Source organism: Paenibacillus sp. J22R3 (assembly GCF_056269305.1).
In genome coordinates this window covers 1-21,664 of record NZ_JBWDNS010000007.1, presented here as the reverse complement: position 1 = coordinate 21,664, position 21,664 = coordinate 1, and the positions used below count along the sequence as shown (strand labels likewise).

20 protein-coding genes, 1 other RNA gene and 1 other annotated feature are annotated in these 21,664 nt (G+C 51.2%); of the genes, 20 read left to right on the top strand and 1 reads right to left on the bottom strand.

Annotated elements, in window-relative coordinates; all coding sequences use genetic code 11:
* Positions 1 to 21 precede the first annotated feature (21 nt).
* The 4 genes from AC0YN4_RS26030 (at position 22) to argS (AC0YN4_RS26015) (ending at position 5,072) form a co-directional block, all read left to right on the top strand.
* Positions 22 to 540 (top strand): DNA-deoxyinosine glycosylase, encoded by a 519-nt coding sequence (locus AC0YN4_RS26030; protein ID WP_475783827.1) that lies wholly within the window; start codon positions 22 to 24, stop codon positions 538 to 540.
* Between the two features lie 73 nt (positions 541 to 613).
* Positions 614 to 931, top strand: a binding site (T-box leader).
* Positions 932 to 991: 60 nt separating this feature from the next.
* Positions 992 to 2,743 carry an arginine--tRNA ligase gene (argS, locus tag AC0YN4_RS26025; protein WP_475837161.1) on the top strand — a complete coding sequence of 584 codons (1,752 nt, stop codon included), beginning with the start codon at positions 992 to 994 and terminating at the stop codon, positions 2,741 to 2,743.
* Between the two features lie 92 nt (positions 2,744 to 2,835).
* Positions 2,836 to 3,312: a YwiB family protein gene (locus tag AC0YN4_RS26020; protein ID WP_475837160.1), complete on the top strand. Its 477-nt coding sequence runs from the start codon at positions 2,836 to 2,838 to the stop codon at positions 3,310 to 3,312.
* 80 nt (positions 3,313 to 3,392) lie between these two features.
* The gene (gene argS / locus AC0YN4_RS26015) at positions 3,393 to 5,072 is read left to right on the top strand and encodes an arginine--tRNA ligase (RefSeq protein ID WP_475783830.1); all 1,680 of its coding nucleotides are present in this window, start codon (positions 3,393 to 3,395) and stop codon (positions 5,070 to 5,072) included.
* Between the two features lie 27 nt (positions 5,073 to 5,099).
* Here the strand turns inward: argS (AC0YN4_RS26015) and AC0YN4_RS26010 are convergent, their stop codons facing one another.
* Positions 5,100 to 6,239: a S8 family peptidase gene (locus AC0YN4_RS26010; RefSeq protein ID WP_475783831.1), complete on the bottom strand. Its 1,140-nt coding sequence runs from the start codon at positions 6,237 to 6,239 to the stop codon at positions 5,100 to 5,102.
* A 389-nt stretch (positions 6,240 to 6,628) separates the two neighbouring features.
* On the opposite strand from AC0YN4_RS26010, the gene rpoE reads away from it, so the two are divergent.
* From rpoE to AC0YN4_RS25930, 16 genes are all read left to right on the top strand, one after another.
* Positions 6,629 to 7,201 (top strand): DNA-directed RNA polymerase subunit delta, encoded by a 573-nt coding sequence (rpoE, locus tag AC0YN4_RS26005; RefSeq protein ID WP_475837159.1) that lies wholly within the window; start codon positions 6,629 to 6,631, stop codon positions 7,199 to 7,201.
* Between the two features lie 212 nt (positions 7,202 to 7,413).
* Positions 7,414 to 9,018: a CTP synthase gene (locus AC0YN4_RS26000; protein WP_090985987.1), complete on the top strand. Its 1,605-nt coding sequence runs from the start codon at positions 7,414 to 7,416 to the stop codon at positions 9,016 to 9,018.
* Between the two features lie 125 nt (positions 9,019 to 9,143).
* Positions 9,144 to 9,542, top strand: coding sequence for a response regulator (locus tag AC0YN4_RS25995; RefSeq protein WP_091225104.1), 399 nt, complete (start codon positions 9,144 to 9,146; stop codon positions 9,540 to 9,542).
* A gap of 258 nt (positions 9,543 to 9,800) precedes the next feature.
* Positions 9,801 to 10,655 (top strand): class II fructose-1,6-bisphosphate aldolase, encoded by an 855-nt coding sequence (gene fba / locus AC0YN4_RS25990; RefSeq protein WP_475783833.1) that lies wholly within the window; start codon positions 9,801 to 9,803, stop codon positions 10,653 to 10,655.
* A 184-nt stretch (positions 10,656 to 10,839) separates the two neighbouring features.
* The gene (locus AC0YN4_RS25985; protein ID WP_090985981.1) at positions 10,840 to 12,087 is read left to right on the top strand and encodes a UDP-N-acetylglucosamine 1-carboxyvinyltransferase; all 1,248 of its coding nucleotides are present in this window, start codon (positions 10,840 to 10,842) and stop codon (positions 12,085 to 12,087) included.
* 181 nt (positions 12,088 to 12,268) lie between these two features.
* A complete protein-coding gene (gene rho, locus AC0YN4_RS25980; protein ID WP_475783834.1) occupies positions 12,269 to 13,648 on the top strand; it encodes a transcription termination factor Rho in 1,380 nt (459 codons plus the stop codon).
* A 66-nt stretch (positions 13,649 to 13,714) separates the two neighbouring features.
* On the top strand, positions 13,715 to 14,971 hold the full coding sequence (locus tag AC0YN4_RS25975) for a radical SAM family protein (protein WP_475783835.1): 1,257 nt from the start codon (positions 13,715 to 13,717) through the stop codon (positions 14,969 to 14,971).
* 134 nt (positions 14,972 to 15,105) lie between these two features.
* Positions 15,106 to 15,303 (top strand): 50S ribosomal protein L31, encoded by a 198-nt coding sequence (gene rpmE / locus AC0YN4_RS25970; protein ID WP_090985975.1) that lies wholly within the window; start codon positions 15,106 to 15,108, stop codon positions 15,301 to 15,303.
* An 83-nt stretch (positions 15,304 to 15,386) separates the two neighbouring features.
* Positions 15,387 to 15,776 (top strand): hypothetical protein, encoded by a 390-nt coding sequence (locus AC0YN4_RS25965; RefSeq protein ID WP_475783836.1) that lies wholly within the window; start codon positions 15,387 to 15,389, stop codon positions 15,774 to 15,776.
* A gap of 89 nt (positions 15,777 to 15,865) precedes the next feature.
* Positions 15,866 to 16,131: signal recognition particle sRNA large type (gene ffs, locus AC0YN4_RS25960), an RNA gene on the top strand.
* 138 nt (positions 16,132 to 16,269) lie between these two features.
* Complete coding sequence (locus AC0YN4_RS25955) at positions 16,270 to 17,727, top strand: ATP-binding protein (RefSeq protein ID WP_475837158.1); 1,458 nt, start codon at positions 16,270 to 16,272, stop codon at positions 17,725 to 17,727.
* Positions 17,728 to 17,867: 140 nt separating this feature from the next.
* Positions 17,868 to 19,655: a DNA polymerase III subunit gamma/tau gene (gene dnaX / locus AC0YN4_RS25950; RefSeq protein ID WP_475783838.1), complete on the top strand. Its 1,788-nt coding sequence runs from the start codon at positions 17,868 to 17,870 to the stop codon at positions 19,653 to 19,655.
* A gap of 58 nt (positions 19,656 to 19,713) precedes the next feature.
* Complete coding sequence (locus AC0YN4_RS25945) at positions 19,714 to 20,025, top strand: YbaB/EbfC family nucleoid-associated protein (RefSeq protein WP_475837157.1); 312 nt, start codon at positions 19,714 to 19,716, stop codon at positions 20,023 to 20,025.
* 28 nt (positions 20,026 to 20,053) lie between these two features.
* Positions 20,054 to 20,653 carry a recombination mediator RecR gene (recR, locus tag AC0YN4_RS25940; protein ID WP_091225095.1) on the top strand — a complete coding sequence of 200 codons (600 nt, stop codon included), beginning with the start codon at positions 20,054 to 20,056 and terminating at the stop codon, positions 20,651 to 20,653.
* 176 nt (positions 20,654 to 20,829) lie between these two features.
* Positions 20,830 to 21,108: a DUF2508 family protein gene (locus tag AC0YN4_RS25935; RefSeq protein WP_090985968.1), complete on the top strand. Its 279-nt coding sequence runs from the start codon at positions 20,830 to 20,832 to the stop codon at positions 21,106 to 21,108.
* The gene (locus tag AC0YN4_RS25930) at positions 21,105 to 21,368 is read left to right on the top strand and encodes a pro-sigmaK processing inhibitor BofA family protein (protein WP_475783839.1); all 264 of its coding nucleotides are present in this window, start codon (positions 21,105 to 21,107) and stop codon (positions 21,366 to 21,368) included. The genes AC0YN4_RS25935 and AC0YN4_RS25930 overlap by 4 nt, the downstream gene beginning before the upstream one ends.
* Positions 21,369 to 21,664 lie beyond the last annotated feature (296 nt).

Genomic DNA, 21,664 nt, shown 5'->3' with positions numbered 1-21,664 from the left:
AAGAGGGGGAGGGACTGCTTCATGAGAGTACATTCATTTCCGCCGGAGATCGGCGCTCGTGCGCGGGTGCTTGTCCTTGGCAGCATGCCTGGAACGGCTTCGCTTGCGAAGCATCAATATTACGCTCATCCGCGCAATCATCTATGGCCGGTGGTGTATGGCTTGTTCGGCCAAACGCCGGCTGAAGAATACGAGGAACGGCTCGCTTTTGCCAAGGCTCGTGGAATTGCGCTCTGGGATGTAATTGCCTCTTGCCAGCGAGAGGGCAGCCTCGACGTGAACATTCGCGAGGAACAGCCCAATGACATTCCGGGCTTGCTTGCGGAATATCCGGAGATTAGCTGCATTGTGTGTAACGGGGCCAAGTCGCATGACACGTTCTTAAAGTATTTCCGGAGCTTGCCCGAACTCAGCAGGATCACGCTGCTCAAGCTGCCGTCGACCAGTCCGATACCAACGGCTGCGATGCGCTCGACTGCAGATCGGATCGAAGCTTGGCGGATAGTGCTGCCTTATTTAATTCCGCTCGAGCAGACCTAGGCAAACCTCATAAAGAGGCTTGCTTTTTTGGCGAGGTTGCATATAATAGGGGAAATACAGTCAGTTATAACAGCTACATACGATGAACGGGACAGTACCTTGCAGATCGGTGCTAGCAGCGAGCCGGGCTGGATGAGCGAATCATCCTTGGTGAAAGCCGGCGCAGCGGCGTAAGGGAAGCGGACCCGGGAGTAGATTCATTGAATCATGCAGTGCGGCGGCTCGATTGAAGTGCATACGCCTCTGTCTCTGTAAGTAGATGAATCCGGTCACCCCGTTATCGTGCTTGAGAGGTTTTCGGCATGGCCGCCGCTGTTTGCAGTTCGTTGTTCGTGCAGCCATAATGAAAACCAGAAGAGTGGTACCGCGGAAATCAACCTCCGTCTCTTTATTAGAGACGGGGGTTTTATTTGTCTCAAGAGGGTTGTGACCACATTCGGGGAGGATGATCATGATGAACCTGTTATTGCAGTGGACCGCTGCACAGCTGCAGCCGTATGTACCGACGCTGACTTACGAAGACATCGTATCGCTGCTGGAGCTCCCGCCAAATCCGGAGCTTGGTGATGTCGCATTCCCTTGCTTTGCCCTATCGCGTGAACTGAAGCGCGCGCCGGCGGCAATAGCTACACAGCTCGCGGAGCGGATCGGCGGTGCCGGTGCCGGCACGGGCGTGTCACCGACTTTTCGCGCCGAAGCCAAGGGCCCTTACTTGAATCTCTTCCTCGTACGGGAAGAGTGGGCACCGAGGCTCCTTGCGCCGCTGCTGCTTGCCGACTTCGGGCAATCGCAGATCGGGGCAGGTCAGCGCGTCATCATGGATATGTCCTCTCCGAATATTGCCAAACCTTTCGGCGTCGGTCACCTGCGTTCTACGATGATCGGCAATGCGCTCGCTCAGATGTACCGCAGCTGTGGCTATGAGGTTATCACCGTCAATCATATCGGCGACTGGGGCACGCAATTCGGCAAGCTGATGGAAGCGTATATGCGCTGGGGCGACGAAGCGAAGCTTAAGGAAGAGCCGATTCGTGAGAGCTTGCGTTTGTACGTCAAGTTCCATGAGGAAGCGGAGAAGGACCCGACTTTGGAAGAAAAGGCGCGCCACTGGTTCTGGAAGCTGGAGAACGACGATGAGGAAGCGCACCGATTGTGGCGTTATTTTGTATCGTTCAGCATGGAGGAATTTGACCGTGTGTACAGTCGTCTTGGTGTGCAGTTCGACTATACGCTGGGTGAGAGCTTCTATAACGACAAGATGGCTGCTGTCGTCTCTCGCTTGCAAGAGCTAGAGCTCCTTGAAGAAAGCGACGGTGCGCAGGTGGTCCGTTTGGAAGAGGAAGGCTTGCCGCCATGCCTCATCCTGAAGTCGGACGGCACGACCATCTACCCTACGCGCGATCTCGCTACGGCGCTCTATCGGAAGAAGGAGATGGGCGGGGATTTGCTGCTGTATGTGGTAGGCGCGGAGCAGAAGCTGCATTTTCAACAAGTGTTCGCCGTCTTGAAGCGTATGGGTGAAGAAGTGGCAGACCAGTGCCGCCATCTGGCATTTGGGCTGATGAAATTCGAAGGCCGTAAGATGTCCACGCGCAGAGGTCAGGTTATCTTCCTGGATGAGGTGCTGGACGAGGCGGTATCCAAGGCTGCGGCGATTATTGCAGAGAAAAATCCGGATCTGGCGGATGCACAGGATACCGCTGAGGCAGTGGGTATTGGTGCGATTGTGTTCGGTGACTTGCTTCACCATCGGATGCTGGAGGTGGATTTCTCGCTGGATGAAGCGCTTCGCTTCGAAGGGGAAACCGGTCCGTATGTGCAGTACACCGCGGCAAGAGCATTCAAGCTGCTGGCCAAAGGGAAGCTGACGCTGGCGGAAACCGAATCGCGCAGCTTATCCGGGGCAGTTACCGGCAGTGAGCTGGCCAGCTATCTCTCGGGGTCGGCGGCATGGGAGTGCATGAAGCTGCTGGCCGCCTATCCCGAAGCGATTGCCGGCGCGCTTCGCCAGAATGAACCGGCGGTTGTGGCACGTTTCCTGCTCGATGCGGCCAAACGCTTCAATCGTTTCTATCACCAGGAACGCATTCTGACAGATGACCCAGCGGAAACCGAAGCGAAGCTGCTGCTGACTGCGGCGGTTGCAGGCGTACTGCGTTCAGGGCTGGCCCTGCTCGGGTTACGGACGCCGGAACAGATCTAGAAGCGCTTGTCCATAGGCGCAGGCATTGAAATTAGAGGTGCTCCTGTATATAGTGAGGACATAAGCATTTCAGGCGACGGGAGACCGTGATCATGACAGACAGAGCGAATGTAACGATATCACTGAGAAGCGACATCGATGGGGAAGTGGAACAGAATACGTTTAGCGGTGAGTGGTTTCGCAAAGGCTCCTCTGTATTTGTCCGATACGAGGAAACGAGCGATGGTGAAGGCGACAGCGTCGTGCGGACGATTATTCGCTATCGCGACGGCGAGCTTAGTGTCACGCGCCGCGGCGATGTGGAGTCGCTGCAGACATTTGTCGCAGGCACCAAGCGTACCGGTCATTATGAATCGGCGCATGCCGCCTTTCATTTGGAGACGGAGACGAAGCTGCTCTGGGTTCAGTTTGGCGATTTGACTAAGCCCGGACCGAGCGACGGCGAGTTAAAGCCGGATCTGCCGATGCTGCTCGAATGGCATTATACACTGCTTGTTAATGATGAACCGACAGGCGAGTTCCAGCTTCGGCTGCAAGCGCAAGAGCAGGAGCAGAAGCCGTTGACCTAGATTGATTTTTTTCGAATGAATGATTGAAAGATTGATGAATTGAATGTTTGATAAGCGAACCAGGGGGATTGAAGACTTACATGACAACGAATGTGATAGTACAGCTGCATGAGCAGGTGAAACAAGCGATCGCGGATGCGGTCGTAACAGCAGGGCTAGCAGCCCGGGAAGAGCTTCCGGTATTTGTGCTGGAAGTACCGAAGGATAAGGCGCATGGCGATCTCGCCACCAATGCGGCGATGCAGCTGACGAAGCTGGCGAAGAAGAACCCGCGTCAAATCGCTGAAGCGATCATTGCGAACCTGGATATGAAGAAGGCTTCTATTCAAGGCGCCGAAATCGCCGGTCCCGGCTTCATTAACTTCCGGATGGACCGCAGCTACTTGTATCCGGTTGTCGGTCAAGTGCTTGAGCAAGGTGCCGACTACGGACGCATAGATACTGGGGCAGGAGAAAAGGTGCAAGTAGAGTTCGTCAGTGCCAATCCGACAGGCAGCCTGCATTTGGGTCATGCTCGTGGTGCGGCGGTTGGCGACGCACTATGTAATGTGCTTGATTTTGCAGGGTACAAGGTTACGAGAGAGTACTACATTAACGATGCGGGCAACCAGGTAGCTAATCTGGCACTTTCTATTGAGGCACGTTACAAGCAGGCGCTTGGCCAAGATGCGGCAATGCCGGAAGACGGTTACCACGGCGAAGACATCAAGGGCTTCGCGAAGGAACTCGCCGATTCCGAAGGAGACCGTCTGCTGTCGCTGTCCGACGAAGAGCGTTTCACCTTCTTCCGTGACTACGGCTTGGAGCGTGAGCTGAATAAGATCAAACGCGACCTCGGCGACTTCCGCGTGGAATTCGACGAATGGTTCAGCGAGACGTCACTCTACAAGTCCGGCCAAGTCGAGCAGGCGCTGGCAGCGCTCCGCGAGCGCGGTCAAGTATTCGAAGAAGGCGGCGCTACGTGGCTGAACACGATGGCTTACGGAGACGACAAGAATCGCGTGCTTGTGAAGAATGACGGATCGTACACGTATTTGACGCCGGACATCGCCTACCACCGCGACAAATTCGGCCGGGGCTTCGACAAAATGATCAACATTTGGGGCGCCGACCACCACGGCTACATTCCGCGTGTGAAAGCGGCAATGGAAGCACTGGGCAACGATCCGCAGAAGCTGGTCGTTCTGATCGCACAGATGGTGAGCTTGTTCCAGAATGGCGAGAAGGTCAAAATGTCCAAGCGGACAGGCAAAGCCGTTACGATGGAGGATCTGCGCGAAGAAGTCGGCATCGACGCCATTCGTTACTTCTTCACGATGCGTTCGATGGACTCCCATCTTGATTTTGATATGGATCTCGCGATCTCGACTTCCAATGAGAATCCGGTATTCTATGTGCAGTACGCACATGCGCGGATCTGCAGCATTTTCCGTCAGGCCGAAGAGCAAGGCATTGCGATCCTGCCGCTTGCGGAAGTGGATCTGAGCCAGCTGACCACGGAACATGAATTCGATCTTCTACGCAAAATCGGCGAGCTGCCGCAGGAAATCGCGGATGCCGCTTCGCAATACGCACCGCATCGCCTGATTCGCTACGTCTATGAACTGGCGTCGCTGTTCCACAGCTATTACCGTGCAGATCGCGTCATTACCGAAGACGCGGCTCAAACGCAAGCGCGCTTCGCCCTGCTTGGTGCGACTCGTACAGCTATTGCGAACGTACTGCGTCTTGTCGGCGTTTCCGCGCCGGAGCGCATGTAGCCTATTCAACAATCAAGGCCGCGAACCTTATCGGTCCCCGGCCTGAAGCATTCGCATTACATCGAGCTCTCCGGTTATCCGGGGAGCTTTTGTGCCCCTTAAAGGCAGCATGGATCGTTTGACGACAGCCTTAATGTCGCTTGGCGACATTCCTGGCCGATGAGCAAGCAGCAAAGCGATGGCGCCGCTCACATGCGAGGTGGCCATGGAGGTGCCGCTCATCTCGTTGTATTTGCCTCGCAGCCAAGAGGAGAGAATCTTGTCGCCCGGAGCGTACACGTCGATATACAATCCGCGGTTGCTGAACGGGGCGATCCTTCGCAGCCGGTTCGTTGCACCGACGGCAATGGTTTGCGGGTAACGTGCCGGATAGTCGATCGACTTCCGTTTACCATCGTTTCCGGATGAAGCGACGATAATGACACCTGCATTGTAAGCGTTGGTTACGGCGGTCAGCAGCGACTTGCTCCGTGTTTTCATGCCGAAGCTCATATTCACGATGTCCATATTGTTGCGCACGCACCAATCGATACCGAGTACGATATCAGAGACAAAGGCGCTTCCATTCTGATCGAACGCTTTCACGGGATAGACTGTCGCACGCGGAGCTACGCCGATCATGCCATGCACTTGATTAGCCGCTGCGATGGTGCCGGCAATATGGGTGCCGTGTCCGTTGTCATCATGCGGAAGCGACCCGCGATTAAGCAGGTTGATGCCCCGGCCCAGCGATTGCTTCAAATCCGGATGGCTGAAATCAACGCCGGTATCAATGACGCCGACCTTCACGCGGTGCCCGGTGGTTGTACTCCAAGCAAGCGGCGCTTTAATTTCCTGGACGCCCCAAGGGATACCTTTCTCACGGATCACCGGTTTATATATGGAGGAGGAATGCACCGTTAGGAGCGGGTCATTCTCGATCCAAATTCCGTCATGGGTATGAGAGCGAAGCAGGTCATTCGGCACGCGCAAAGAGAAGCCTTGGATGAATGGCAAATGACGGATGGCATCGGCCGCATTCGCCGCGGTTTTGTCGATATTCGACCATTCTTGAAGGAAGCGCTCATAGTCGCTCTTTTGCCGGAAGCGGACGATTCGTCGCTTGGCGGCTGACGTGGTATGAGTTAATGCGCTGTGCAGCAGGCGGAGAACTGCGGATCTGTCCAAGTTGGCTTCCCCTCCATGGCGAATCATGCTGCAGTATTGTATGAACGAGCGCAACAAGCTGTATGAGCAACTTGCCTTTTTTCACATAATTAGGCTGCAAACCGTGTCATTCGCCGTACGGGCACATAGTATAGACCAAGAGTCATTAACGGGCTCTTATAACCGGAAACAGCGGCAACGCCTCATCCGGAAGGATACAGTCAAAGCGAAGGCGCCTCCTTCGCTTTTTCTTTTTGCTCTCATAGGCGGGGGCGCTTGCTTTTTCCAAAGAAATAGGTTTTACTATAATTTGATAATGGATTGCTAACGCACAAACGATTTCTCCTGCTAGGACAGCGAAGTCGGTTTTCTAGCGTTCAAGCAGTTTGACATGAGAGGAAGTGTCCGAAATGAGCAGCGAGATTGTCTTGAAAATCGATTCTGAGCGCATCAAGGAAATGCCGATGGTTGATTTGGCATTTGAATTGCTGAAAGCGGCTAATACGCCGTTTTACTATCGCGACCTAATGATGGAGATTGCCAAAGTTCGGGGCTTTTCCCAAGATCAAATCAACCAAGTGATTGCGCAAGTATATACAGAAATTAATATCGACGGACGTTTCGCGTGCGTCGGCAGCAATATGTGGGGATTGAAACGCTGGTATCCGGTTGAGAAGAACGAGGATCCGGTCGGTAATGCGAAGCGTTCCCGTATCATCAATGATGAAGAGGACGACGACGATCTCTATCCGGATGAGGAAGAGGAAACTTACGCTGCAGAAGAAGATGACTTCGATTCTTATGATGAGGATCAAGAGCTCTTCGACGAAGCTGAAGAAGAAGCGGAAGTAGACGAAGAAGTTGTCATCGACGACGAAGAAATTGAAGAAGACGGCATTGAAGACGGAGAAGGCGCAGATGGAGCGGCTGACGAAGAAGATGCTGAGGATGACTTCGACGAGGAAGAAGAAGAAGACAAATAGATTCGAATCTGCGGGACCCCTGAGTCTCTTGACATGGGGTATCTGCGCAGAGTAAACTATTGCATGGGCTTCAAGTTCGGACATGCAGGCAATAAGCCAAAAACAGAAAGTGCCCCGTTTATACGGGTGTCACTTTTTTCTTTTTTATCGACCATTTTTCTTCGGAAATTGGAGAACCTATACTTAACATACAGGCGTGGAGGGTATCATCAGTGACTAAGTACATTTTCGTAACAGGCGGTGTTGTATCATCGCTGGGCAAAGGGATCACGGCCGCATCTCTCGGACGTTTGCTCAAGAATCGCGGTCTGAAAGTGACGATCCAGAAGTTCGACCCGTACATCAACGTGGACCCGGGAACGATGAGTCCATACCAGCACGGTGAAGTTTTCGTAACGGACGATGGTGCCGAGACGGATTTGGATTTGGGTCACTATGAGCGATTCATTGACATCAATCTGTCGAAGAACAGCAACGTGACGACGGGCAAAATCTACTCCACCGTTATTTCGAAAGAACGTCGCGGTGAGTATTTGGGCGGAACGGTTCAAGTTATTCCCCACATCACGAACGAGATCAAGGATCGCGTATTCCGTGCAGGCAAAGAAACAGGCGCGGACGTCGTTATTACGGAGATCGGCGGTACCGTAGGCGATATCGAGAGCCTTCCGTTCTTGGAAGCGATTCGTCAAATTAAGAGCGATATCGGTCGGGATAACGTGATGTACATTCACGTTACGCTGATTCCGTTCATTAAAGCAGCCGGCGAAGTAAAGACCAAACCGACACAGCATAGCGTGAAGGAACTGAGAAGCATCGGCATTCAGCCGAATGTGATCGTTTGTCGTACGGAGCATGAGCTGGCAGACGATTTGAAACGCAAAATCGCGTTGTTCTGCGATATTGATGCGAATGCCGTCGTGGAATGCCGCGATGCATCGACACTCTACGAAGTGCCGCTGAATCTACGAGAGCAAGGACTCGATGATATCGTTGTTAATCACTTGAAGCTGACAACCACGCCTCCTGATATGACGGAATGGGAAGCACTCGTTCGCCGTGTGAAGCAGCTTAGCCGTACAACTGAAATCGCGATTGTCGGTAAGTACGTTGCGCTTCATGATGCATACTTGAGTATTGTAGAATCGCTAAGCCATGCAGGCTTCGACGCGGATGCGGATGTGAAGTTGCGCTGGGTGAATGCAGAAGAATTGACCGATCAGAACGTTGCAGATAAATTGCACGGTGTGCACGGCGTATTGGTACCGGGCGGCTTCGGCGATCGCGGTATCGAAGGCAAAATCATTGCGATTCGTTATGCGCGTGAGAATGCAGTACCGTTCTTCGGTATTTGCTTGGGCATGCAAGTAGCAGTCATTGAATATGCACGAAATGTATCGGGATTAAAGGATGCGAACAGCTCCGAAATTAACCCGCTTACGCAATATCCGGTTATTGACCTGCTTCCGGAGCAGAAGGACATTGAAGATATGGGCGGCACGATGCGCCTTGGACTATACCCTTGTAAACTGACACCCGGCTCCTTGTCCGCGCGTGAGTATGATGATGAGCTTGTATACGAGCGTCACCGCCACCGTTATGAGTTCAACAATGAATACCGTGAAACGATCGAATCCGCAGGTCTGCGCATTACGGGTACATCCCCGGATGGCCGTCTTGTTGAGATGGTTGAGCTTCCGGGACACCCTTGGTTCCTGGCCGTTCAATTCCATCCTGAGTTTACTTCCCGTCCGAACAGACCGCAGCCATTGTTCCGTGGTTTCGTAAGAGCGGCGCTGGAGAAAGCAGAGAATTAATCGTTTTGAAGTTTTTTTCCAGCAAAAGCAGGAATATGAGTGCCATGGCTCGAAATCATTAACGAATATGGAATTCAAATCCAATCGTGACGATGGTTGTCGTACATTCATAGGAGGGTTTCAAGTTGGAAAACAAGAAAGTCTTAATTGTCGATGATCAGAATGGTATTCGTATTTTGCTGATGGAAGTGTTCAGCAGCGAGGGCTACACAACGTTCCAAGCGCCTAACGGCAAGTTGGCACTGGAAATTGTGAGAAACGAAGCACCGGATCTCGTATTGCTTGATATGAAAATTCCGGGTATGGACGGATTGGAAATATTAAAGCATGTCAAAGCGATCAATAAAGACATCAAAGTCATCATGATGACCGCTTATGGCGAGCTTGACATGATTAAAGAAGCGACTGATCACGGCGCGCTTATGCATTTCACTAAGCCGTTCGATATTGATGAGATGCGAATGGCGGTTAACTTACAACTGCGCAGCGAAGAAGCTGGCGGCTGGTATGCAGTAGGATCCTAAGCACAAGGGTCCTGCTGCTTTTTTTTGTCCGCGTTACAGACTGTACGAAGCATCGATTTCCAAGACTTGTACCAAACGATTCATGATTGTGTTATAATCATTTGGTGCGATATTTGAAGCGTGTTTTCGTTATATAAGCGCATGTCTTCAATGCCGGTTGTCGGCACTCGTGCTGAGGCGGTTTTGCGAAGCGTCGCATATCAAAGACAAATTTATGAAGCGGTAAGCTTCATAAAACACTAGGAGGAGTAGAGAACCATGCCACTCGTTTCGATGAATGAATTCCTGCCAAAGGCAAAAGCAAACAAATTCGCGGTCGGCCAGTTCAACATGAACAACCTGGAGTTCGCGCAAGCGATCACAGAAGCCGCAATGGAAGAAAACTCGCCATTTATTTTTGGTGTATCTGAAGGCGCCCTTAAATATATGGGTATTGAGTACACAGTTGCTATTGCTGAAGCAGCAGCGAAGAAATCCGGTTTGCCAATCGCACTTCACCTGGATCACGGCAGCAGCTTTGAAGTTGCGATGAAATGTATCCGAGCAGGATTCTCTTCCGTTATGTTTGACGGTTCCCACTACGGACTAGAAGAAAATATCGAATTGACTAAACAAGTGGTTAAAGCGGCTCGCGCTATGGGCGTATCCGTTGAGGGTGAGCTTGGCACAATCGGCGGCGTTGAGGATGATATCAGCGTTGACGAAGAAGATGCATCGCTTGCTAAGCCGGCTGAAGCAATCCGTTTCTACGAAGAAACAGGCGTTGACTGCTTGGCTATCGCTGTAGGTACTGCTCATGGTATGTACAAAGGCGACCCAAAAATCCATTATGATATCATTCAAAAAGTATCGGATGCTATTCCGGTACCTGTTGTATTGCACGGCGGTTCCGGCGTACCAGACGAAGCGATTCGTTTGTCCATCGCTGCAGGCGTAGGCAAAATCAACGTAAATACAGAGAACCAAGTGGCTTGCACAAACGCGATCCGCGAAGTGCTTGGCGCAAGTGCATCGGTGTACGATCCGCGTAAATACTTGGTACCAGCTCGTTCCGCAATGAAAGCAGTCGTTCAAGAGAAAATCCGGTTGTTCGGCAGCAGCAACCAGGCTTAACTTCCGAAAGCTATAGAATCGAACAGCCGCGTTTAGCGCGAATCAGAAGCAGGCGCTCCCGTCCGTCAAGAAATCTCTTGATAGAAGGAGCGCTTGCTTTGTGGCATATAGGGTTTATGTTATGTACTGGATAGCGGCTGCTCGTTTTGTTGCTCTCTTCCGGATGGGAGGATAATAAGAACTGATGGATAAATTAATGATCCGCGGCGGACGTCCGCTGCGCGGCACCGTGCAAATCAGCGGCGCGAAGAATAGTGCAGTTGCCTTACTACCTGCGGCAATATTGGCGGAATCAACGGTCACGCTTGATAATTTGCCTCACCTTAGCGATGTCGCCGTATACAGTGAAATCTTAGAAGAGCTTGGTGGACATGTACATTGGAGCGGGGACTCTATCGTCATTGATCCTTCCGCCATGCAATCCATTCCGATGCCCAACGGGAAAGTAAAGCTGCTTCGTGCATCGTATTACTTGATGGGTGCGCTGCTTGGCCGATTTGGCGAAGCGACAATCGGTTTGCCGGGCGGCTGTAATTTCGAGCCTCGCCCAATCGATCAGCATATTAAAGGCTTTGAAGCGCTTGGTGCACAAGTAACCAACGACCACGGCTCCGTACGGATTGTGGCGAAGGAACTGCGCGGCGCGAAGATTTACCTCGATGTTGTAAGTGTCGGGGCGACGATCAATATTATGCTTGCGGCCTCCCGGGCCAAGGGCTCTACCATTATCGAAAACGCGGCAAAAGAGCCTGAAATCATAGATGTAGCTACGCTTCTAAGCGCGATGGGTGCCAAGATCAAAGGTGCCGGAACAGAAACGATTCGTATCGAAGGTGTTGAACGGCTGCATGGCTGCAGACACTCCATCATACCTGACCGAATTCAAGCAGGCACTTACATGATTGCCGCCGCGGCAACGCGCGGTGACGTATTAATTGATAATGTCATTCCGAAGCATATGGAAGCAGTAACGGCAAAGCTGCAAGAAATGGGTGTTCATGTGTATGAAATGGACGAGTCCATTCGTATTGTAGGACAACCGAAGTATGAAGCAATCGATGTGAAAGCCCTTGTGTACCCCGGCTTCGCCACGGATTTGCAATCCCCTATGACCAGCCTGTTGACACAGACTTCGGGAGTAAGCATCTTAAGTGACTATGTTTATAGCAATCGCTTCAAGCATGTCCCGGAATTAACGCGAATGGGCGCTAACATTCGGGTGGAAGGCCGTTCGGCTATTGTCGAAGGCGGTGCGCTGAATGCGGCGAAAGTGCGTGCAGCTGATTTGCGTGCAGGCGCGGCGCTTGTGGTGGCGGCATTAACTGTGAGCGAAGGCGTTACGGAGATAACGGGCGTGGAATATATTGACCGTGGTTATGACAATTTAGTCGAGAATTTGCGGATGCTCGGCGCAGACGTTTGGCGCGAGTAGCCGGAATGGGAGAATAGCAGGATGCTATTCTGCTATAGGAATCAGCCGATGGAATAGAGTAGGCTGATTCCGGCAATGATGGATGAGGCTTGGAAATATTTGCACGGAGTGAAATGCGCTGCGCCGCCATTACGACAGCGATAGCCGTTTCACCTTGAACCTTGATAAAAGTGGTGATATTATGTCTGAACTTCAGATCGCGGATCTTGAAGTGATGAAGCTCACGGAGCTTTATAAACTGGCCAAACAGCATCAAATTCAGGGCTATGGCCAGCTGAAGAAGAGAGAATTGATTTTTGCAATACTGCGCGCGCAAGCGGAGCAGAGCGGACTTATGTTTATGCAGGGAGTACTTGAGATTTTACCGGAAGGTTTCGGATTTCTACGACCGATTAACTACTTACCAAGTCCAGAGGACATCTACATCTCAGCCTCGCAAATCCGCAAGTTTGACCTCCGTACAGGAGATTTAGTTTCAGGCAAATGCCGAGCTCCCAAAGAAAACGAACGCTTTTTTGGATTACTTCAAGTAAATGCCGTTAATGGAGAAAGCCCCGAACATGCTGCAGAACGCCTTCATTTTCCAGCCCTTACTCCTCTCTATCCCGAAAAGAAATTAGTTCTCGAAACCGCCCAGCCTAAATTATCTACACGGATTATGGATTTACTTGCGCCTGTTGGCCTTGGCCAGCGCGGACTTATCGTAGCGCCGCCTAAAGCGGGGAAAACATTGCTGCTTAAAGAAATTGCCAATAGCATTTCCACCAATAATCCGGAAATCGAATTATTTGTACTGCTCATTGATGAGCGCCCGGAGGAAGTAACGGATATGTCTCGTTCTGTGAAAGGCGAGGTTGTCGCTTCGACGTTCGATGAATTGCCGGAAAATCATATTAAAGTAGCGGAATTGGTGCTGGAGCGTGCTTTGCGACTTGTGGAGCATAAGAAAGATGTCGTAATTTTGCTGGATAGCATCACGCGTCTTGCTCGTGCATACAACTTGGTTGTACCTGCATCAGGACGTACGCTTAGCGGTGGTATTGATCCGGCGGCATTCCACCGTCCGAAGCGGTTTTTCGGTTCTGCGCGTAATGTGGAGGAAGGCGGCAGCTTGACGATTCTGGCAACTGCGCTTATCGAAACGGGCTCGCGTATGGATGATATTATTTATGAAGAATTTAAAGGTACGGGCAATATGGAGCTTCATCTGGATCGTAAGCTTGCAGAACGCCGTATTTTCCCTGCACTGGATATTCGCCGCTCGGGAACGCGCCGCGAAGAGATGCTCTTGACCAAAGAGCAGCTGGATAAAGTATGGGCGATTCGTAAGAACATGAACGATTCCATGGAGTTTGTAGATGGCTTCTTGAAGAAGCTAGCGGATACGAAGGATAACGAGGAGTTCCTGGCCTCACTGGACACTTCTGCTGTTACGCCGCCACCTGCGCCGAGAAACAGACCCAGCACAAGTTCAAGTGGCAGCAGACCGAGCTCAGGCTCGAGCAGCAGTGCCACAAGCGCATCGAGAAGACCGTCAACACGCACGACACCTGTAACATAGATTGGAAGTCGTTTTGCTCACGCAGTATTTCATTAAGCGTGCGGCAAAACTTTTAGGAGGTACACCATGAATCTCGTTTACGCAGACGAACACGGTAATTTGTTCGATCATCCCGATTGGACGGGTCTTGGCCGCAGCGGCGATATGATTGTTGAGCTGATGGAGGATGAGCTGATTCCTCTTCCTGAGGGTGCAACGATGGTCGGACTGCCGCATACGCGGCCGATCGGCATTCATAATGCGTCCGGTGAGATGCGTCCGCTGCCGGGCAATGTGCAGGCGGTTGGAGCACTTTTGCCACAGGGCTATACTCGTTTATGCATCCCGGGTTATATGAAAAGTGACAAAACACAGAAGCTGCCGCTCTTTGGTTATTCTGCTGTCGTTTGGAAGGAAGACGGCTTCTATGTGACTGCGCAGAAATCCGACGATCCGGAACGCTGGAATCCGCTCAACTGCGACACGAATGAACTGAATGTCGGTGTCGAGCGACTGCTTGCCAAATATCCGGAGAACCGGCTCTACAAGCATCTGTCGAATTGCGCGCTTGGCTATGAGTGCCTAACGGCATCCAATACTTTCTTGCAGCGCTGGGAAGGTGCAGTTCCTGTTTCCTTCTCCTGCAATGCCGGCTGCTATGGCTGTATCTCGGAGCAACCCGACGATAGCGGCTTCGTAGCACCGCAAACACGCATGAACTTTAAGCCGACGGTAGAAGAAATCGTTGACGTGATGATGGAGCATCTCATTGCTCCGGAGTCCATCATCAGCTTCGGACAAGGCTGCGAAGGCGAGCCGTCGACGCAAGCCAGAATTATTATCGACGCTATGCGCGAAGTCCGCAAACGGACCTCGATGGGCTATATTAATATCAATACCAATGCGGGTCTGACGGATCACATCCGCGGCATCGTTGATGCGGGTCTTAATCTGATGCGCGTCAGTACCATCAGTGCGCTCGATGATCACTATAACGCATATTACAAGCCTCGCGGCTATAACCTGGCGAATGTCGAGAAATCACTTCGCTACGCAACGGATAAAGGTGTGTACACATCCATCAACTATCTTATTTTCCCTGGTGTTACGGATCGTGAGGAAGAGATCGAAGCGATGCTCGGTTTCGTCAAACGCACAGGCTTGAAGCTCATCCAAATGCGAAATTTGAATATCGATCCGGAAAGCTACCTGGAGCTTATTCCGAAACCGCAAGGGGAGATCTACGGCATGAAGCAGATGCTGGAAATCTTTGCGGATGAACTGCCCGATGTTGTGATTGGCTCCTATACCCACGTGCCTCCGGCGCCGGTAAAGCAGTCCTAATAGTGCTCGCTTGGTAAGCTGTGGGCGGCCCACAAAAGCATTGCTTTTCAGAAGACGGCCATGCTATACTCTTCTTATGTTTGTAACACACTCTGGATCCACATGTTGATTCAGGGCAGAAAGAGGTGAACGAGATGAAACAAGGTATTCATCCGACATACCACATCACAACGGTAACTTGCGCTTGCGGCAATAGCTTCGAGTCTGGTTCGATCAAACAGAACCTGCGCGTAGAGATTTGCTCCAATTGTCACCCATTCTTCACGGGTAAGCAGAAGTTCCTGGATGCTGGCGGTCGCGTCGACAAATTCAAAAAGAAATACGGTATCTAAGCCTTGTTGGCCGGGATTTCCGGAAATTAGCAGAATACAAGAACCTCCCTCAGCCATCCTATTGGTTAAAGGGAGGTTTTTTTATGCGAAAGAAGCATGTTCTGCTTAGCGCGCTAACACTCATGACTGCGATTTCGATATCCGCATGCGGACACAATAAAGACGCGACCAACAATTATAATTCGAACTCGTATGGTCATGACGGCTACATGGGGCTTTCCAACAGCAACCCACATCTGCCGAACCGCAATGGTCAATTCTTGAATTATGATAGTGACGGGGATTTTGCGCAGCAGCAGCTGAAGAAGGTCAGTGGCATTGAAAGAACCAACATTATGTTCCAAGGACCTGAAATGTACGTGAACATCAAGGCTAAACCTGGTGTAGATAAAGAGAAACTGCGGGTAAAATCACTTGCCGTATTGCGGGATAATTTCCCTCGCTATAAGGTGCATGTCCGAATGGCGGGGTAGCGGCAGGTTGACTCCAATGACAACCCAGTGACAACTTCCATCCAATAGGCGGTTGCACTTTGAGATAGAACAAGCTATACTTATTTTTGCCGTGCTAGACGGGGAGGTAGCGGTGCCCTGTAGCTCGCAATCCGCTGTAGCGAGGTTGAATCCCTTTTCTGAGGTTATGCTGATGTGGGGCTGGTGTTCATGAACAGTGTTGACGGTTGGGTCCTCCGCAATGGGCGCTTGTGAACGGGTCAGGTCCGGAAGGAAGCAGCCATAAGCAGGTTAGCTCATGTGCCGGAGGAGTGCTTGACCAGAGCTGGGAGTGGAAGTGCCGTCCATGTCACATTAATCGAAGTTAGGTGCACGGTCCTAACAACAACAAACGACATCCATGGTTGACTCTTAACGAGTCAATATGGATGTTTTTTTATGTTCTGGCAGGATTATCAACTTTTGTGGACGAAAGGAATAGAGACGGATTGGATCTACGTAAAGGGGATAACGCATGTACGATATACCATCTGCTTCTATTGTTCACTTGAGTCTGCAGGCGCTTGATAATTATTGTGCGCAGTTCGCTGGTACAATGATTGTTGTGTTGGATGAGTCCGCCAGAATGGTCCATGTTAATACACAGTTTTTGAAAGAAACGGGCTATACGGAGTCGGACTTGCTTCATTCTGCTTTCCGCGGCATTGCGGAGAGCAAGCTCTTTCGTTCTGAACCTGAACATTCTATAGAAGCAATCGTGAAGCATCTGCTTCTTCCTTCTCGAGATTCCATTTCGATACATATACGCAAAGCCGGCGGCACTGTCATGCATGCCACGGCCGCACCTATAATTGCACAAACAGAGCAGGGAATTCGTTGTCTGCTCTTCATATATAATCAAGAAGCCGGGCAAGGCACTAGCCTCATTGAACGTTTTGGGGAAACCATGCTGCAGGATGAGCATATCGGCGTGATCCTGCTTCACCCGGAGACACTGCAAATTTTCGATATCAGTCCTCTTGCTTGTCAATTGCTTGGCGTTGCGAAGTCAGCTCTCGTTAATGAACAGCTGTCGTCATTTTTCGCAAGCGCGGAGAAGGAATATGCACTTATTTGTCAGGCGCTGGAGAGTGGGGAACCGGTTCGGAACTATCCGATCACCTGGATTCACGACGACAAGCGAAGCGATCTGCTCATGGATGTTGGCTTGCTTCGCAGTTGTGGAGAAGGCCGAGAAGGTGCTTATATCATATTCAAGGATGTCACCAATTTGCGGTCGCTCGAGACGCAGGTGCAGCGAAGTGATCGACTCGCCATGATTGGCCAAATTGCGGCGGGGGCTGCGCACGAGATCCGAAATCCGCTGACGGCGATTCGAGGGTTTCTGCAAATGTTCCGCAAAACGATGATCGAACGCGAAATGAACAAAGAAAAGGAGTACACGGACATCATGTTAGGAGAACTGGATCGGATCAATCATCTTGTCGGCGAGTTTCTTCTGCTGAGTAAACCGAAGGAAGTGATGACAAGCTCTGTGCAAGTGGGATCCGTGCTGCGCGATATTATGCCTGTTGTAGCAAGTGAGGCGCTCCTTCATAATGTAAACGTAATCTGGGATGAGGAGCTGGAACTGCCGAGGGTGCTGGCGGATGCAGAAATGCTCAAGCAGGTGTTTCTGAACTTATGCAAGAACGGCATTGAAGCGATGGAGGCAGGGGGTACGCTCACGGTAAGAGGCACTGTTGTGCGGGAAGGCAGGAAATCGCACCTGCTTATTGAAATTGAAGATACAGGTCCGGGCATACCGGCTGCTCTGATTGATAAAATATTCGATCCCTTCGTTACGACGAAACAGAACGGAACTGGGCTTGGGCTTTCGGTTTGCCAGCGAATTTTGCATGACTTTGGCGGAAGTGTCACAGCAGCGGACAGACAGACAGGAGCACTTCTGCAGGTTGTGCTTCCTTGCTAAACCTCACTTTGAGTGCCTTCTGCTAAGGGGAAGGAAGAAACGTGCAGGAGAACGGTTTTTTTGGCTGGCGGCATCGTGTATAATAGAAGGGGCTGGCATTTCAGCCCCGCGAACGAAAGCAGCCGAAAGGAACGGAACGTATGTCACATATCGCCTTATATCGTGCCTGGCGTCCGCAGACGTTCCAGGACATGGTCGGCCAGCAGCATATCATTCAAACTTTACAGAATGCGATACGCGAAGATCGTGTATCCCATGCCTATTTATTTAACGGTCCAAGAGGAACGGGGAAAACAACCGCGGCTAAAGTTTTGGCCAAAGCCATCAACTGTGAACGAGGACCGACGACCGAGCCTTGCAACGTCTGTGACGCGTGCCGGGGCATAACGGCCGGAACGATTATGGATGTTGTGGAGATCGATGCGGCGTCCAACCGCGGTATAGACGAAATAAGGGATATTCGAGACAAGGTTCGCTATGCCCCTTCTGAAGTACGCTTCAAAGTGTATATTATCGATGAAGTGCACATGCTGACGACCGAAGCGTTCAACGCCCTGCTGAAGACACTCGAGGAGCCGCCGGCTCATGTCATCTTCATCTTGGCGACGACGGAACCGCATAAGCTGCCGGCTACGATTATTTCACGCTGTCAGCGGTTCGATTTCCGTCAAGTCTCTTTGCCGGAGCAGACAGAACGTCTCCGCCAAATTTGTACCGAAGAAGGCATTGAAGCCGAAGACGATGCAATCGCTTATATTGCGAGACTGTCGGACGGCGGGATGCGGGATGCGATCAGCTTGCTCGAGCAGGTGTCGGCTTACAGCGGTGAACGAATTACGCTGAATGCTGCCGTCGATGTTACCGGTGGACTAGCTGCGGAACAGTTCGAGCAATTAGCAGATGCAATCAGAGCACGAGATGCCGGGGCGGTAATGCCTTTGGTGGAAGGGCTAATGCAAGCCGGCAAGAGTGCAGATAAGTGTCTGGAGAACTTAATATACTATTTCAGGGACCTGCTCGTGTTGAAGCTTGCTCCGCAAGGGAAAGCCGCAACAGAGCGAATCGTCGATCAGGCCAAATACCGTGAGGTTGCCGAAGCGTTCAGCGCTGAGCTGCTGTTTCGCATGATAGACGTGCTTAACGGCTATCAGCTTGAGATTAAGCATGCTGCGCTGCCGCAAACGATATTCGAGATCGCCCTGATGAAAATCTGCACGATGCAGGAGGCAGGTAGTGCGCAGGTTACTGCGTCTGTTGTCTCTGATGCTGCTGCTGGCGGTGCTCCTTCCGGAGAAGTGCAGCGCCTGCAGCAGCGTATTGATGCACTGGAGCGCAAGATTGAACAGCTCGTGGCCAGCGGCGTGCGTCCTGAGGGTGGCGCTGCGGCCAGCGGCGATCAGGCCGGAGCGGCGCAGCGCGGCGCGCGAGGTGCTTCGAACTTCGGCAAGGGCGGTGCAGCCGGCGGGGGCACAAGCTCGATAGCCCGCGTCAAGCTGGATCCATTCCTTGCTGCGGCGGAGAGCCAAGCGACAGGGCAGGTGCGCATGAGATGGAGCGACATTTTGCAGCGTGTGAAAGGGAATAATATTTCGACACATGCTTGGTTTGTGAATGGAGATCCCGTCTCGGCCGCTGATAATACAATCCTTGTTGCATTCAAGAACTCCATCCACCGGGAAACGACAGAGAAGCCTGCCAATCGCGAGGTTATCGAACGGGCTCTGCATGAGGCGTTTAATCGCCCGATCCGTCTGGCTACCGTCATGCTGAAAGAATGGCAGACGGCAGCCGAGAACGGGCCTGCGCCTGCAGGCGAGCTGCTAATGCTTCAACAAGATGAAGCAGGTGCGGCACCGGCCGAACCGGAATGGGTGGAAGAAGCAGTTAAGCTGTTTGGCGAAGACCTTGTCGTTATTGAAGACAACTGATGTCATCCCAAGCAAATGGGTATACGAATCTAACTATAATTGAGGAGTGACTTTCACGATGAACAACATGAACCAGATGATGAAGCAAGTTAAGAAAATGCAGGAGCAAATGCTTAAAGCACAAGAGGAGCTTGGAACGAAGCTGATCGAAGGTTCTGCAGGCGGCGGTGTCGTTACTGTACAAATAAACGGACATAAGAACGTGCAAAGCATCGTCATCAAGCCGGAAGCTGTAGATCCAGACGATATCGAAATGCTGCAAGACCTTGTCCTGACAGCGGTTAACGATGCACTGACTAAAGCAGATGAGCTGGCAAACAAAGATATGGGCAAATTTACGGGCGGCATGAAGATCCCGGGCCTATTCTAACGTTCCAAACGAGTAGAGGAGCTGCGCCTTGTATTATCCCGAACCGATAGCCAAACTTATCGATGCCTTCAGCCGATTGCCGGGCATCGGTCCGAAAACGGCGGCCAGACTGGCTTTTCATGTGTTGAAAATGAAGGAAGACGATGTCATAGATTTCGCGAAGGCGCTGGTCAGCGTCAAGCGCAACCTGCATTACTGCTCCGTATGCTGCAACATTACCGATACCGATCCTTGCCGAATTTGCCAGGACAAGAGCAGAGATAACTCTGTTATCTGTGTCGTTCAGGAATCGCGGGATCTGGTTGCAATGGAGCGTACGAAGGAGTTTCAGGGACAATATCATGTCCTCCAAGGAGCGATATCGCCGATGGAGGGGATTGGCCCTGACGAGATTCGCATTGCTGAATTATTGAGACGATTAAGCGACGAACGTGTGCAAGAGATGATTCTCGCAACGAATCCCAATATAGAAGGCGAAGCGACAGCGATGTACTTATCGCGGCTAGTCAAACCGTTTGGCATCAAAGTCACCCGTATTGCGCATGGGCTCCCCGTGGGGGGCGATTTGGAATATGCCGATGAGGTTACTTTGTCCAAGGCGCTTGAAGGCCGCAGGGAATTAGGATAATCGTGTTGTAAGAAAAGCCCCGTGAGAGATTGCTCTCACGGGGCTTTTCTTTGGACTGCGATTGAACGCGGGATAGGAAGCTTGTTCTAATTCTCTTTCTCTTTCATACATTTCAACTATATGCCGTGCAAATTGCGAGCTATAAGGGAAACAGGAATGAGCGAGGAGTGATTGCGATGTGGGCCAAATGGCTGCGTACGAAGAAACAGGCTGCAGCACTGAAGTTAAAGAAGAGTGAGCAGGATGAGCAGGTGGAACTTTATGCAGAGATTAAGACAGCAAAGCAAGAGTGGGATAATGCATACCGGTACTTCGACAATGCACTCGGCAAAGATCAAATCGACTATGCCATATTTGCGATAGGTGCGGCTGAGAAGCGTTACGAAATGCTAATCAGAAAAGCGAAACGATTGCCGGTAGAATGGTCGGCTTTAAAAGGAGGACTTAGTGGATGAAAATCATTTGGCTGGTTAGTCTAATTGTATCTTCCTTGCTCTTAATTACTGTTATGCTGAGGCATCGATTGCCGCTGCAGTGGGTGAGGCGATTTGCTTTGCATCTCATTGCGGCAGCATTGACGTTGTACGTTCTGAATTATTCGGGGTTGATCTCAGGTCTGGAAGTACCGCTGAACCCGATAACGATCGGGACGACAGTGCTGCTCGGAATCCCTGGCATAGCATTAATTTTGGGGCTGCAAATGACATTGTTGTGAGTGGATCACATTAGTAAACGATAAAAGTAAAAGAACACTTGACCGGGGGCTCGCGTATATGTTAAATTAGTTCTCGCGTCACTCGAAGGTACATGAGTTGCAAAAACAAATTTAAAAAAAGTGCTTGCAATTGAATGACCGAATGTGATATATTAATCAAGTCGCCGCTGAGACATGGGCGCACAAACACGAAGTATTTGTTCTTTGAAAACTGAACAATGAGCGACCAGTCAAATGGTCATAAATCGCGAAACTAACGTTTCGCAAAGCTAGTTTTTTGAATGAGCTAACAAGCG

Coding starts and splice junctions, on each gene's coding strand:
- AC0YN4_RS25935 (WP_090985968.1), top strand. CDS start 20,830: ATGTGGGCCAAATGGCTGCGTACGAAGAAACAGGCTGCAGCACTGAAG.
- AC0YN4_RS25930 (WP_475783839.1), top strand. CDS start 21,105: ATGAAAATCATTTGGCTGGTTAGTCTAATTGTATCTTCCTTGCTCTTA.
- fba (WP_475783833.1), top strand. CDS start 9,801: ATGCCACTCGTTTCGATGAATGAATTCCTGCCAAAGGCAAAAGCAAAC.
- AC0YN4_RS26030 (WP_475783827.1), top strand. CDS start 22: ATGAGAGTACATTCATTTCCGCCGGAGATCGGCGCTCGTGCGCGGGTG.
- rho (WP_475783834.1), top strand. CDS start 12,269: ATGTCTGAACTTCAGATCGCGGATCTTGAAGTGATGAAGCTCACGGAG.
- rpmE (WP_090985975.1), top strand. CDS start 15,106: ATGAAACAAGGTATTCATCCGACATACCACATCACAACGGTAACTTGC.
- rpoE (WP_475837159.1), top strand. CDS start 6,629: ATGAGCAGCGAGATTGTCTTGAAAATCGATTCTGAGCGCATCAAGGAA.
- argS (WP_475837161.1), top strand. CDS start 992: ATGATGAACCTGTTATTGCAGTGGACCGCTGCACAGCTGCAGCCGTAT.
- dnaX (WP_475783838.1), top strand. CDS start 17,868: ATGTCACATATCGCCTTATATCGTGCCTGGCGTCCGCAGACGTTCCAG.
- AC0YN4_RS25985 (WP_090985981.1), top strand. CDS start 10,840: ATGGATAAATTAATGATCCGCGGCGGACGTCCGCTGCGCGGCACCGTG.
- argS (WP_475783830.1), top strand. CDS start 3,393: ATGACAACGAATGTGATAGTACAGCTGCATGAGCAGGTGAAACAAGCG.
- AC0YN4_RS25975 (WP_475783835.1), top strand. CDS start 13,715: ATGAATCTCGTTTACGCAGACGAACACGGTAATTTGTTCGATCATCCC.
- AC0YN4_RS26020 (WP_475837160.1), top strand. CDS start 2,836: ATGACAGACAGAGCGAATGTAACGATATCACTGAGAAGCGACATCGAT.
- AC0YN4_RS25965 (WP_475783836.1), top strand. CDS start 15,387: ATGCGAAAGAAGCATGTTCTGCTTAGCGCGCTAACACTCATGACTGCG.
- AC0YN4_RS25955 (WP_475837158.1), top strand. CDS start 16,270: ATGTACGATATACCATCTGCTTCTATTGTTCACTTGAGTCTGCAGGCG.
- AC0YN4_RS25945 (WP_475837157.1), top strand. CDS start 19,714: ATGAACAACATGAACCAGATGATGAAGCAAGTTAAGAAAATGCAGGAG.